Annotated in this window: 12 protein-coding genes; all 12 read right to left on the bottom strand. The window is 60.4% G+C overall.

Annotation, left to right across the window (positions count from 1 at the left end):
- Positions 1-21 precede the first annotated feature (21 nt).
- Entirely contained in the window at positions 22-510 is a 489-nt protein-coding gene (locus tag C8D99_RS01665; RefSeq protein WP_133955666.1) for a single-stranded DNA-binding protein, read from the bottom strand.
- A 12-nt stretch (positions 511-522) separates the two neighbouring features.
- Positions 523-807 carry a 30S ribosomal protein S6 gene (gene rpsF / locus C8D99_RS01660; protein WP_133955664.1) on the bottom strand — a complete coding sequence of 95 codons (285 nt, stop codon included), beginning with the start codon at positions 805-807 and terminating at the stop codon, positions 523-525.
- 79 nt (positions 808-886) lie between these two features.
- Positions 887-1189 carry a septum formation initiator gene (locus C8D99_RS01655; protein ID WP_133955663.1) on the bottom strand — a complete coding sequence of 101 codons (303 nt, stop codon included), beginning with the start codon at positions 1187-1189 and terminating at the stop codon, positions 887-889.
- Between the two features lies 1 nt (position 1190).
- Positions 1191-2867: an arginine--tRNA ligase gene (gene argS, locus C8D99_RS01650; protein WP_133955661.1), complete on the bottom strand. Its 1677-nt coding sequence runs from the start codon at positions 2865-2867 to the stop codon at positions 1191-1193.
- A 29-nt stretch (positions 2868-2896) separates the two neighbouring features.
- The gene (locus C8D99_RS01645) at positions 2897-4735 is read right to left on the bottom strand and encodes a hypothetical protein (RefSeq protein WP_133955660.1); all 1839 of its coding nucleotides are present in this window, start codon (positions 4733-4735) and stop codon (positions 2897-2899) included.
- 28 nt (positions 4736-4763) lie between these two features.
- Positions 4764-7433, bottom strand: a complete 2670-nt coding sequence (secA, locus tag C8D99_RS01640) for a preprotein translocase subunit SecA (RefSeq protein ID WP_133955658.1) — start codon at positions 7431-7433, stop codon at positions 4764-4766.
- Between the two features lie 129 nt (positions 7434-7562).
- Positions 7563-8132 (bottom strand): CDP-diacylglycerol--glycerol-3-phosphate 3-phosphatidyltransferase, encoded by a 570-nt coding sequence (gene pgsA, locus C8D99_RS01635; RefSeq protein ID WP_243833798.1) that lies wholly within the window; start codon positions 8130-8132, stop codon positions 7563-7565.
- 192 nt (positions 8133-8324) lie between these two features.
- Positions 8325-9044: an ABC transporter ATP-binding protein gene (locus C8D99_RS01630; protein WP_133955654.1), complete on the bottom strand. Its 720-nt coding sequence runs from the start codon at positions 9042-9044 to the stop codon at positions 8325-8327.
- Positions 9031-9825: an ABC transporter ATP-binding protein gene (locus tag C8D99_RS01625; protein WP_133955652.1), complete on the bottom strand. Its 795-nt coding sequence runs from the start codon at positions 9823-9825 to the stop codon at positions 9031-9033. The genes C8D99_RS01630 and C8D99_RS01625 overlap by 14 nt, the downstream gene beginning before the upstream one ends.
- Positions 9822-10868: a branched-chain amino acid ABC transporter permease gene (locus C8D99_RS01620; protein ID WP_133955649.1), complete on the bottom strand. Its 1047-nt coding sequence runs from the start codon at positions 10866-10868 to the stop codon at positions 9822-9824. Before C8D99_RS01620 ends, C8D99_RS01625 begins: the two co-directional genes overlap by 4 nt.
- Complete coding sequence (locus C8D99_RS01615) at positions 10865-11758, bottom strand: branched-chain amino acid ABC transporter permease (RefSeq protein ID WP_133955647.1); 894 nt, start codon at positions 11756-11758, stop codon at positions 10865-10867. Before C8D99_RS01615 ends, C8D99_RS01620 begins: the two co-directional genes overlap by 4 nt.
- 95 nt (positions 11759-11853) lie before the next feature.
- Positions 11854-12987, bottom strand: coding sequence for an ABC transporter substrate-binding protein (locus C8D99_RS01610; RefSeq protein WP_133955645.1), 1134 nt, complete (start codon positions 12985-12987; stop codon positions 11854-11856).
- Positions 12988-13084: the final 97 nt, after the last annotated feature.

Below are 13084 nucleotides of genomic sequence, written 5' to 3'. Positions count from 1 at the left end.
TCCTTCAAAAAAACCTCTCTGCTAGAAGGGGATGTCCGCATCCTCTTCGTTCCGCACCTCGGAAATATCCATGGGGAAGTCCTCGTCCTGGGAGCCGAAGCGGCGGTCCTTGCGGACGCTGTCTCCATACCCCTCGTCGTCGCCGAAGGAACCGGATGGGGAATCATCCTGCCGCTTCGACCCGAGGAACGTCACCCCCGAGGCGACGACATCTGTGGCGTACCGTTTTCCGGAGCCATCCTTCGCCTCGTAGCTCCGGACCTGGATCCGGCCTTCCACGAGAACGGGGCTGCCCTTCTTGAGATACCGCTCGCAGTTTTCAGCGGCAGGTCCCCAGACGACCACGGGAATGAAATCAACACTCTCCTGCAGTTCGCCGTTCCTGTCCTTCCAGGTATTGTTCACTGCCACGGCAAAACGGGCCATGGCCCGTTTGTCCACTGAATAGCGTATCTCGGGATCCCGGGCAAGGTTGCCCATCAGAATGACCTTGTTAAATCCTCTCGCCACGGCGCTGCCTCCTTATTTTTCGTCAAGACGGACTGTCATCTGACGATAGACATTCGGGCGCAGTCCAAGAACACGGTTGAGCTCAACGAGCTGGTCCGGGTTGAGCGAAAAATTGCACACGGCGTAAAATCCTTCCGTTTTCTTGTCGATGGGATAGGCAAGACGCCTTTTCCCCCAGAAATCGGTCTTGGCCACCTCTCCGCCAAGATTGCGCACGACCTCCTCGATCTTCGCGATCTCTTCCTTCGGATCCTCGATCTCGGCGCTCACAAGCACCATCATTTCATATGGCCGCACGTTCCTTCACCTCCTCCCTTTGGACTTTTGGCCCCTTCCCGAGGAAAGGGCAGGGAAAAACTTGCCCCGGAATTATACCCTATCGCTTCTCCTGAGGCAAGGAATTCTTCTTCACTTCTATCTTGAACACCATCTCTCCCGGAAAGGAAAGGTTGTACTGCTCCCGCGCAAGGTGGGCCACCCCCTCGGGGGTATTATAAAAGGCCACCTTTTCCCGGAGCTCCTGGACCGACCGGCTCATGGAGACAAGCACCGCCATCCTTTCGTCCGCCAGCTCCGTGAGGCGGCCTATCTTCCGGAATTCCAGGAAGTAGGCCGTCCCCATGATCGCCGAGAAAAGGGACACTACGGCAGCAAGGAGTATCCACCTGAGCCGGAGCACATTACATCCTCTCCGGTGCCGCCACGCCGAGGAGGCCCAGAACGGTGGAAATAACCGTGCCGGCGGCCTGCATCAGGAGCAGCCTGGCCTTCATCACCTGCTCTTCCTCGCCGAGCACCCTGTGGGCGTTGTAGAAGGAGTGGAAGTCCCCGGCAAGGTCCGAGACGTAGTTCACCAGGATGTGGGGGGCCAGATCCTTCGATGCCTTTTCGGCCTCCTTCGGGAAATCAGCGAGCCTGGAGAGGAGTTTTTTCTCCTCGTCGGCGGCAAAAATACCCTCCGGAACATCCGCTCCTGAAGGCACGGCGATCCCCCTGGCTTCCGCCTCCCGGAGAACGCTGCATATCCTGGCGTGGGCGTACTGGACGTAATAAACCGGATTGTCGTTGGAGGCCTGCTTCGCCAGTTCGAGGTCGAAGTCGAGATGGGAATCGCTCCGGCGCATAACGAAAAAGAACCTGGTGGCGTCGACGCCGACCTCGTCCATCACGTCACGGAGAGTGACGAACTCGCCCGAACGGGTCGACATGGCCACCTGCTGACCGTCCCGGAGCAGGTTCACGAACTGGATCAGAAGGACGTCCAGGTCTTCGGAGTTCCTTCCGAGGGATTCCACTCCCGCCTTCATCCTGGGAACGTAGCCGTGATGGTCCGCGCCCCAGATGTCAATGACCCGGTCGAAGCCCCTGTCGAATTTTTCCTTGTGGTAGGTGATATCGGAGGCGAAGTAGGTGGGGACGCCGTTGCTGCGGATGAGCACCCGGTCCTTCTCGTCGGTGAAGTCGGTGGACTTGAACCAGAGGGCGCCGTCCTGCTCGAAAGCGAAGCCGCGGGTTTTCAGGGTTTCCATGGCCGAGGGGACGAGATCCCGCTCATACAGGCTCTTCTCGGAGAACCACACGTCGAAGGCCACCCCGAAGTCGGCGAGGTCCTTCCTGATGGTGGTGAGGATGGTATCGGCGGCGAAAGTCTTGAAGAAGGGAAGGCTCTCCTCGGGGGGAAGGGAAAGAAAACGGTCGCCCTCGCGCTCCCTCACCGCTCCGGCGATGTCGTATATGTAGCCGCCCTTGTACCCGTCCGACGGGAAGGGGGCCTTCTCCGGACTGCCGGCGATCTCGAAGTAGCGCGACTGGGTGGAACGTCCGAGAATATCCATCTGGAGCCCCGCGTCGTTGATGTAGTATTCCCGCTGCACATCCCAGCCTGTGAACTTCAGGATATTGGCGATGATGTCGCCCACGGCGGCGCCGCGTCCGTGCCCCACATGCAGGGGACCGGTGGGGTTGGCGCTCACGAATTCCACCTGGACCCGCCTGCCTCCGCCGAGGTCTGACGAACCGTAGACCTTCCCGCGGCCGAGGATCTCGGCAAGAGCCTCCCCCATCCACCGGGACGAGAGGAAAAAGTTGATGAACCCGGGCCCTGCCGTCTCGACCTTTTCCAGGTAGGGATCGGAGGAGAGCCGTGCCACTATTTTTTCGGCCAGCGCCAGGGGCTTTTCTCCGAAATGCCTGCTCATCTGCATGGCGCAGTTGGTGGAAAGATCCCCCTGGTTTTCCCGCTTCGGTTTCTCGAACGCTATTTCGGGCAGCCCGGAAACGGAAAGACCCTTTTCCTCCGCGACCTCCCGAAGGGCTCCCTCGACGATACGCCGAAGGGTTGCCGTAACATCACCCATACACCGACACCTCCACAAAATCTCTGAGACTATTTAACCCGCAGGGGAAGGGTTTTGGAAGCATAGGCCATCCATCGCTGAACCGATTCGGCCAGGCCCCTTCCCACGCTGTCGTTTACCGCGTCCGTGCTGAGGACGATTTTCGCCCCGGCGGACAGGGTGTTCCGCCGCTTGTTGTGGTACACGGATTCCTCGTATTTTACCCTGTCGAGCGCCCTGTTCACCGACGAAGGCATCATGACCACATCGGATTTCGGGGGGAGTTTCAGGGTGAAGCTCTGCTCCACCACGAAGGGGAAGCGCATCCGGTATTCGCCGGAGGATCTCCCCAGGTCTCCGAGCCACGGCGGCGTCGCCCCGGGGAAGGGAACGAGCATGGCCCCTCCGCTCACGATGGACTGCCTGGGCTCGGCGGGAAGGGTGACCTTCCAGCCGTACTTGATGGGGGTGAAGGATGCGCTCCCGGCCGGGAAGCGCATTCCAGGGAACAGCTCCGCCGCGAGCCGGCCCATGGACTGTTCCGTCGGCGTCCCCCCCGGGAAGAAAAAGCCGACCCATCCGTTGCGGACGAGGATATCCGCCTTCCCCGAGGCAACCCCGTTCACGTCAAGGTCAAGCACCCACTCCACGGAGAGCCGGTGCTCGGCGGCGGTGCTCCCGGAGACGGTCCGTCCCTGGAGTCCGCTGCCCGAGGCCGTGTAGATGTGCTTGCCCCAGAGGGACGGCGGCGTCTCGTTGGGGCTGCTGCCCTGCCCGAGATCGCAGAAGAAGGGGGAAATCCCGGAGATGTTGAGCTCCACCACGGGACGGATCACCGCAGCTTCAGGAGCAGGCGAGAGCTGGTCGAAGGGGTGGGCGGCCAGCCAGTGCAGCCTGCTCTCCCATCCGGCCTTCCGGATCCACCGGTGCAGGAGAAGGACCTTCTCCCAGTCGGTCCAGGGGCCTTCTCCGGGGATGTCCGGCCGGACGAAGGAGGGAGGAAATCCCTGGGCGAATCCCGGGGCCCGGTTCATCCAGTCGATGAGCCCCTGCCCCGCCTTCAGCTTATTGCTTTGATCAATAATACTTTGGACCGCCGCAGGAGGCTGGGGCACAAGAAGTGTCTCCATGGCGCCCAGGTACCTCGCCAGGGCTTCCGTCCCTTTTCGTGTGCTGAAGGAGAGAAAATCCCGGTCGTCGCTTTTGAGGGTCCGCCCGCTCCATGCCGGGCTGTTCACTACCTGCCAGGTGTGCCGCTCGCCCCCGGCGGCCTTCTCCCGGCGGGGCTCGCCCGCTCCTTCGGAGACCACTGAAAGCTCCATTCCGGCGGGAACGTTCACAGTGATCTTCTGTTCCCAGAGGGGGAGCGATTCGTTGATCCACAGCGAATCCTCCACGGCGAACCGCTTCGGGAGGACTTCCCGCAGGGAAAGGACGATGATGAACTCATCCTGTATGTCCGGGAAAAGAACCTCGGTAAAGGCGATGCCGTTCACTTCGCCCTTCCTCGGAAGAACCGGGCTCAGAATCCGTCCCGACCCCGGGTCGTACAGCGCCGCGGAGAGCACCTCGGCGGTGCCGCCCCCGGGAACGGGGATGCTCCAGCGGGTCCAGCGGTCGTCGATCCCCCGGCGGGCGAGGATGACCATGGTGGTCTTCCTCGTCATGGAGCCGTCGGCGACGAGGGAATACTCGGAGTCCTTCAGCCAGATCACCCCATCGCTCCCGGGGTGGTCCGAGAAGTGGGGGCATTCCTGGATCATCCTGGGGATGTTCAGCGCCGGAGCGGCCCCGTAGGCAACAGTCCCTCCCGCGAAGAATACCGCCAGGAGAAGGGCGGCAAAAAACGGAACAGCTCCGGGATAGCCTCTTCTGATCTTCTGTGTCATACTTCCATCCCCTTCCCCGCGCCCCAACCTACTTGCCGGCGCCGCAGCAATGCTTGTATTTTTTTCCGCTGCCGCAGGGGCAGGGATCGTTCCGTCCCACTTTGGGGCCTTTTTTCACCGGCTGCCGGGGACCTTCTCCCCTTGGTTCGGGCTGTTCAGCACTCCCCCCGAAGGGAAGGACAAATTCCCGGCTCTCCCTCCGCTCAGGGGAACCGCCCCTGCCCGTGTCGGACACCACACGGACCCTGAAGGCGAGCTCGGCCACCGATTCCCTGACCCGCTCCATCATTCCCTGGAACAGGTTGTAGGATTCAAACTGGTACTCCAGAAGGGGATCCTTCTGGCCTATGGCCCTGAGGCCGATTCCCCTGCGCAGTTCGTCCATGGCCAGCAGATGGTCCTTCCAGCCGCTGTCAAGGGTGTGGAGGATGAGGAACCTGAGAAGAGCCCCGCCCTCTTCCTCGCCGAGAGTTTCCACCTTGCGGAGGAAGCGGCCCCGGATCTCCTCCTTCAGGCCGTCCTTCCGCCCGAGCATGTCCCTGGGGTTGTCAACTCCCTCAAGATGGTTCTCGAGGCCGGGCCCGAAAATGGCCTTCAGCCTGGCCTGGGCCCTTCCCGGGTCGGACTCCCCTTCTTCGGGGAAGTACTTCTCCAGGATATCCTCCACCACGCCGTCGATCACTTCCCAGACGTGGTCAACGATGCTGCCGTCACTCAGGATCTGCTGCCTTTCGGCGTAAACTGCCTCGCGCTGGCGGTTCATCACGTTGTCGTAGGCGAGAAGCTGCTTCCGTATGTCGAAGTGCATCTCCTCCACCTTTTTCTGGGCGGAGGCGATGGCCTTGGTGAGAAGGGGGTGTTCGATGGACTCCCCCTCCTCCATTCCCAGCTTCTCCATCAGCCCCTGGATCCTCTCCGAGCCGAAGAGACGGAGAAGGTCATCCTCCAGGGAAAGGTAGAACCGGCTCGAACCTGGATCTCCCTGGCGGCCCGCCCGTCCGCGGAGCTGGTTGTCGATCCGCCGGGCCTCATGGCGCTCGGTGCCGATGATCTTCAGGCCGCCGAGTTCCTTTACCCTGTCCCGTTCCGCACGGCACTGCTCACGGAACTTCGCAAGGAGGGAGGCGTGCACTTCCTGTTCTTTCGAGGGGTCGGGATTATCGGACCTGAGGGCTTCCCTGGCAAGGAACTCCGGATTGCCGCCGAGAAGAATGTCCGTTCCGCGGCCCGCCATGTTGGTGGCCACCGTGACGGCACCCATGTGCCCCGCCTGGGCCACGATCTGGGCTTCTCTCTCGTGGTGCTTGGCGTTCAGCACCTGGTGGGGAATCTTCCGGGCCTTCAGCAGCCTGCTGATCCTCTCGGAATTTTCTATGGAGGTGGTTCCCACGAGAACGGGGCAGCCCCGGGTGTGGGACTCCTGTATCTCGTCGGCCACGGCGGCGAATTTTTCCGTCACAGTGCGGTAGATGGCGTCGGGGTTGTCGTTCCTTATCATGTCCACGTTGGTGGGGACCACGATGACTTCGAGACCGTAGATCTCCTTGAATTCCTCGGCCTCGGTTGCCGCCGTACCCGTCATTCCCGCCAGCTTGCGGTACATGCGGAAGTAGTTCTGAAGGGTGATGGTGGCAAGGGTCTGGCTCTCCCTGCCCACCTTGACTCCTTCCTTGGCCTCGATGGCCTGGTGGAGCCCGTCGGAATACCGCCGTCCCACCATGAGCCTGCCGGTGAATTCGTCGACGATGAGGATTTCCCCGTCCTTCACCACGTAATGGACGTCCCTCTGGAAGAGGACGTGGGCCTTGAGTGCCTGGACTATCCTGTGGGCGAGGTCCGAGTGGGCGGCGTCGGAGAAGAGTTCCGGCATCTTCAGGATCTCCTCGCACCTGGCGATGCCCGCTTCCGTCATGGCCACGTTCCGTTCCTTCTCGTCCTTCTCGTAGTCCCGCCCTTCCCGGAGCTGCCGGGCTACTTTGTCGGACAGGGTGTACATATCCACGTTGTCGTCGGAGGGACCGGAAATGATCAGGGGGGTCCTCGCCTCGTCGATGAGGATGGAGTCCACCTCGTCCACGATGCAGTAGGAATGTCCCCGCTGGACGAGATACTCCTCCGAGGTGGCCATGTTGTCCCTCAGGTAGTCGAAGCCGAACTCGCTGTTCGTTCCGTAGGTGATGTCGGCCCGGTAGGCGGCGAACCGCTCCTCCTGGTCCATGTAGGCGTAAATGACACCCACCGTGAGGCCGAGGAAGGAGTATATGGGTCCCATCCATTCGGCGTCCCGCCGGGCGAGGTAGTCGTTCACCGTGACTACGTGGACGCCCTTGCCGGAGAGGGCGTTCAGCACCACCGCCAGGGTGGCCACCAGGGTCTTGCCTTCTCCGGTCTTCATCTCCGTGATTTTTCCCTCGTGGAGGGCCATTCCGCCCATGAGCTGGACATCGAAGTGGCGGAGCCCGATGGTCCGTTTCGAGACCTCACGGACTACGGCGAAAACCTCGGGGAGAAGATCATCGGCGGACTCTCCGTTTTCAAGGCGCCGCCTGAACTCCGGCCCCCTGTTCCTGAGTTCTTCGTCCGTCAGGGCCGACGTTTCGGGTTCGAGGAGGTTGATTTCCTCCGCCTTTTCCCTGTAGCGTTTCAGCGCCCGGTCGTTGGGGTCGAGGCCCAGGACTTTTTTCAGTTTATCGAGCATGACGTCACCTCAAAAGAAAGATCAGCCGTGGGGAGGCGGTTCTTTTCCACGGCGCTTCACACCCGGACATTATATGCTCTGGGAGTGCACGGGGTCAAAGTATTTCGGCGGAAAAGGACGGAAGGGTATTCAGTCGGTGAAGAGCTTCTTTCCCTTGATGAGATAGTCCATGCCGGACCACACGGTGAGGATCATGGCGGCCCACATGACCTCGATGCCGAAGGGAAGGTTGAAAATGAGCATGGAGATGGCCACGATCTGGAACACCGTCTTGAGCTTGCCTCCCCTGGAGGCGGCGATGACGACCCCTTCGGCGGCGGCGACCATGCGGACGCCGGTGACGATGAGATCCCGGGAGAGGATCACCACCACGATCCACGCCGGAATGCGCTGAAGCTCCACCAGCGAGATAAGGGCGGCCATGACGAGGACCTTGTCGGCCACGGGGTCGATGAACTTGCCCAGGTTGGTCACCATGCCTTTTTTCCTGGCGATGTAGCCGTCGGCTGTGTCGGTGAGAGCGGCAAGGATGAAGACCGTTCCGGCGAGGATGTCCCCGAAGGTCACCCTCAGCTCGAGCTCTTCCACGGTATACACCGGATAGGTAAACTTGAAGGTAAGAAAGATAAGCACCAGCGGAGCGAGAAAGACCCTCAGAAGACTTAATATGTTGGGAATATTCCAGGTAATCTTCCTCACGGACATACCCTCCTTGTAATGGCTTTTCACCGTACAGTCTAGTATAGGGACGTCAAAAGGGCAACTGGCCGGGGCTATCATTCCATCTTCAGGCAAAGGGGAGTGCCGCCGGTCTTCGTTCTGCCGGCGGCACTCCCGCGGTTTACACCATCTGCGGGCCGCTGCTTCCGGTCCGCCGTTTCCTGCAGGCGGTCAGCCTCCGAGGTAGGCCTCCTTCACCCTGCTGTCCTTGAGCAGATCCTCTCCCCTGCCCTCGAGGACGATGGATCCGACCTCCAGGATATAGGCGTAGGATGCGATCTTGAGCGCCGCGAAGGCGTTCTGCTCCACCAGCAGGACGGTCTTGCCCAGGGCGTTGATCTCCCCGATGATGTCGAATACTTCCTTGACGAGAAGAGGGGCAAGCCCGAGGGAGGGTTCGTCGAGCATCACCAGGTGAGGCTGGCTCATGAGGGCCCGGCCTACGGCGAGCATCTGCTGCTCACCCCCGGAAAGGGTTCCCCCTTTCTGCCAGGAGCGCTCCTTCAGCCGGGGGAACAGTTCGTACACATGATCCCGGTCACGCTCGACACCATCCCTGTCATTCCTGATGAATGCGCCGAGCTGGAGGTTTTCCTCCACGGTGAGATGGGGCAGGATCCGCCGGCCTTCAGGGCTCATGGCGATACCAAGCTTCACCATCTCCTCGGGAGCCTTCCCGACGAGGTTCACCGGCTCTCCTTCAGGCGGGGTGTAGACGATTTTTCCCTTGACGTTCCGCACCAGTCCCGCCACTGCCCGGATGGTGCTGCTCTTTCCCGCCCCATTGGCGCCGATGAGGGTGACGATGCTCCCCCTGGGGATGGAGAGAGAAATTCCCTTGACGGCATGAATGGCCCCGTAGTATACGTTGAGGTCTTCAATTTTCAGCATATTGCACGTACTCCTCTCCGAGGTAGGCCACGATGACCTTCTGGTCCGACTGGATTTCGTCGGGGCCGCCTTCGGCGATTTTCACGCCGTAGTCGAGAACCCAGATGTATTCGCAGACTCCCATGACCACCTTCATATCGTGTTCGATGAGAAGGATGGTGATGCCGAACCTTTCCCGGATGTTCCGGATGAACTGCATCAGTTCCCGGGATTCCTGGGGGTTCATCCCCGCTGCGGGCTCGTCCAGGAGAAGAAACTTCGGGTCCGTGGCCAGGGCCCTGGCGATTTCCAGCCGCCGCTGGGCCCCGTAGGGAAGGGAGGCCGAGTTCTCGTCGGCGTATTTGGCAAGACCCACGGTTTCGAGAAGATTCATGGATTTTTCCCGGATTTCCTCCTCCTCCCTGCGGAAGAGCGGAAGTCCCAGGGGTGCCATCCACCACTTGGCCTTCCTTCGGACGTGGCATCCGATCATGACGTTCTCGAGAACTGTTTCGTTGGAGAAGAGGCGTATGTTCTGGAACGTCCGTGAAATGCCCGCCCGGCACACCATGTGGGGAGGAAGGCCGGTGATGTCCTGGCCGTCGAAGAGAACCCTCCCCTCCGTGGGGTTGTAGAAGCCGGTGACGATGTTGAACACCGTGGTCTTGCCCGCCCCGTTGGGGCCGATAAGCCCCACGATGGAACCCCGGGGGACGTCGATGGTAAAATCCCTGACGGCGGTGAGTCCGCCGAACTTCATGGTGACGTTCTCCGTGCGGAGAATAGGTGCAGAGTTCGTCATTTCGCGTCACCTCCCCGGGCAGAACGGCCGAACATCCTGTTCCAGCTGATTTCCTTCATGCCCATGATGCCCTCGCTCCGGAAGAGGATGATGAGGATGAGCGCAAGGGAGAAGATGACCATTCTCATCCCCGGAATGCCCGGTATTTCAAAATTCCCTATCACAAGGGGATTTTCCACGATCCGAAGCCATTCCAGGAGGACCGTGATGACCACGCTCCCGATCAGGCTGCCCGTGATGGAGCCGAGCCCGCCCGCCACGGTGATCATGAGCACGTTAAAGGTCAGGGTGAACACGAACATCTTCGGGTCGATGGTGGTTACGAGGCTGCCCATGAGGGCCCCGCCCACGCCGGCGAAAAAGGCGCCGACCGAGAAGGAGACCACCCTGTAGAAGAAGGTGTTGATGCCCATGTTCTTCGCCGCGATCTCGTCGTCCCGGATGGCCTTGAGCACGTTGCCGAAGTTGCTGTTGACGAGCCTGACGATGAAGAAGAGGGTCAGCAGGAGCCACCCGTAGTTCCACCAGAGGTTCGCGTAGTTGGGAATGCCCTTGATACCCAGGGCGCCGTTGGTTATGGAACTGAGGTTCGTGAGGACCACCCGGATGATCTCGGCGAAGCCCAGGGTGGCGATGCCGAGGTAATCGCCGCCGAGGCGGAGGACCGGGATGGCGATGAGCAGGCCGCAGAGGGCCGCTATGAGCCCGGCAAGGAGCACCGCCACGAAAAAGGGGGCCTGGATCACCGAAAGAGGCCAGATAATGGGCTCGAGGATCCACATGGTCGTCTTCTGGGCAGGGGTCAGAATGAGAAGGGCGCACACGTAGGCGCCGATGGCCATGAAGCCCGCGTGGCCCAGGGAAAACATGCCGGTGAAGCCGTAGATAAGGTTGAGGCTGAGGGCGAGAATGGCGTTCACTGCGATCAGGTTGAGCACCTGGATCTGGTACCCGTCCAGGTTCCCCTGGGCCCAGTAAATGAAGCCCCCGAGACCCGCAATGGCCAGGCAGTTGAGAATGAGATTTCTCGTCCGGGTATTCATATCTTGTCCTCCAGCTTCTCCCCCATGAGTCCCGTGGGCTTCATAAGCAGGATGATGATGAGAAGTACGAAGGCAAAGGCGTCACGGTACCCCGACAGGGTGGGGAAAAAGGCGACCGCCATGATTTCGATGACGCCGAGAAACATGCCGCCGATGACCGCTCCCTGGATGGAGCCGATGCCGCCGAAGACGGCGGCGATGAAGGCTTTCAGGCCCGGGAAGAGGCCCATGAAGGGGTGGATCTGGGGATAGCGCAGGGCCCACATGATGCCCGAAGCGGCGGCGAGGGCGGAGCCGATGCCGAAGGTGATGGCGATGATCCTGTTCACCGACACGCCCATGAGCCTCGTGGTTTCGATGTCCTTCGAGATGGCCCTCATGGCAAGCCCGGGCTTGGTCCTGTAGACGATCCAGAGGAGTCCGAGCACAAGGAAGAGGGTCACCACGGGGACGACGATGGCAAGAGGCAGAATGCGGATCTCGCCGATTTTAAAGACTTTCACGAGCCAGTCTGGCCTCGAGACGGGCCGGGGAAGGCCGGTGAAGATTACGATGCTGAGGTTCTGGATGAAGAAGGACACGCCGATGGCGCTGATGAGGGCGGAGATGCGGGGAGCGTTCCTGAGGGGCTTGTAGGCGATTTTGTCCACAAGGACGCCGCAGAAGGAGCTGGCGGCCACCGCAAGAACTGCGGCCACTCCCCAGGGGAGGTTCAGCAGCGTTATGGCGAAGAAGACAAAGTAGGCGCCCAGCATGAAGACTTCTCCGTGAGCGAAGTTGATGAGCCTGAGAATTCCGTAGACCATGGTGTATCCGATAGCGATGAGGCCGTAGAGAGATCCGAGTGTTATTGCGTTGAAAAGATGCTGGAAAAACATGCTTCCGCTCATTAAGGTTCCCCCTGACTTCAAGAAAATGGAGGGTGGAGGCGTTCCCCCACCCTCCGGACAAAGAGGCGCAAACGAACCTTGAGGAAGGGAATTCCTTACATCTCAGGCTCGACGGTTCCGATGAACAGTTTCTTTCCGTCCTTGATCTGGACGATTCCCACAGGGCTCTCCGCATCGTGGGTTTCGTTGATGGTCTTGCTGCCGGTGACGCCGGGGAAGTCCTTCGTCTTGGCAAGGGCATCACGGATGGCGGCGGGTTCGGCAGAACCGGCAGCCTTGATGGCGTTGGCGACAAGCATGTAGGAGTCGTAGCCGAGAGCGGCGTTGACGTTGGGATCCTTGTCGGGATGAGCCTTCTTCCAGTTTTCGGTGAAGACCTTTGCAATCTCGCTCATATCGGTCATGGAAGGATCGTAGGGGAATGTGGTGTGGATGAAGCCTTCCACTGCGTCTCCGCCGATCTTCACTATCTCGGGGTTATCCATGGCGTCGCCGCCCATGATCTGGAATTCTGCTCCGAGCTCCCTGGCCTGCTTCATGATGATGGCGCCCTCGGCGAAGTCGGCGGGGATGAAGAGAAGGTCGGGCTTCTTGCTGATGATCTCCGTGAGCTGGGCGGTGAAGTCCTGGTCGCCGGAGTTGTACTTCAGCTCGGAGACGATCTCTCCGCCGAGCTTCTTGTAGGACTGCTTGAAGAAATTGGCGAGGCCCACGCAGTAGTCGTTGGCCACGTCCACAAGCAGGGCGGCCTTCTTCATGCCGAGGGTCTTCACGGCATAGGTGGCCGCGCCGGCGCCCTGGTAGGGATCGATGAAGCAGGCCCTGAAGACGAACTTCTTTCCCTGGGTCACGAGGGGATTGGTGCAGGAGGTTCCCATCATGGGAATTCCCGCCGCTTCCGCCACTTCGCCGCCCGCCATGGCGAGGGAGGAACCGTAGGTTCCGATGACAGCCACGACTTTGTCGCGCTCCACGAGACGCTTCACGGCGTTAGCCGCTTCGACCTTGTCGGTCTTGTTGTCCACCACGACAAGTTCCACATTCTTCCCGAGAAGTTCGGGAAGTTCCTTGTGGGCCATCTGGATGCCCTCGAGCTCGAGCTGGCCGCCGAACGCCACCCTTCCCGTCAGGGGAAGGTACACGCCGATCTTGATTGTATCGGCCGCAACCGCGGTTCCCGCAAGAATCAGGACAAGCATTGCCGCAAGCAGTACATTACGAAGCTTCATTTGGTTATTTCCCTCCTCGGATGTGGTTTACTGACTTCCACGAAATTATACACAAAAAAGACGCATACAGGAAGAGTATTTTCCATCTGCGGCTGTC

Origin of the sequence: Aminivibrio pyruvatiphilus (genome assembly GCF_004366815.1) — a bacterium.
In the GTDB taxonomy this organism is placed as follows: domain Bacteria; phylum Synergistota; class Synergistia; order Synergistales; family Aminobacteriaceae; genus Aminivibrio; species Aminivibrio pyruvatiphilus.
The sequence above is the reverse complement of the archived record's forward strand: the minus strand, read 5'-3'. Positions and strand labels throughout refer to the sequence as shown.

Bases quoted from the DNA above. Each gene is read 5' to 3' on its own strand.
- argS (WP_133955661.1), bottom strand. From the start codon at position 2,867: ATGGGTGATGTTACGGCAACCCTTCGGCGTATCGTCGAGGGAGCCCTT.
- C8D99_RS01645 (WP_133955660.1), bottom strand. From the start codon at position 4,735: ATGACACAGAAGATCAGAAGAGGCTATCCCGGAGCTGTTCCGTTTTTT.
- secA (WP_133955658.1), bottom strand. From the start codon at position 7,433: ATGCTCGATAAACTGAAAAAAGTCCTGGGCCTCGACCCCAACGACCGG.
- C8D99_RS01630 (WP_133955654.1), bottom strand. From the start codon at position 9,044: ATGCTGAAAATTGAAGACCTCAACGTATACTACGGGGCCATTCATGCC.
- C8D99_RS01625 (WP_133955652.1), bottom strand. From the start codon at position 9,825: ATGACGAACTCTGCACCTATTCTCCGCACGGAGAACGTCACCATGAAG.
- C8D99_RS01620 (WP_133955649.1), bottom strand. From the start codon at position 10,868: ATGAATACCCGGACGAGAAATCTCATTCTCAACTGCCTGGCCATTGCG.
- C8D99_RS01615 (WP_133955647.1), bottom strand. From the start codon at position 11,758: ATGAGCGGAAGCATGTTTTTCCAGCATCTTTTCAACGCAATAACACTC.
- C8D99_RS01610 (WP_133955645.1), bottom strand. From the start codon at position 12,987: ATGAAGCTTCGTAATGTACTGCTTGCGGCAATGCTTGTCCTGATTCTT.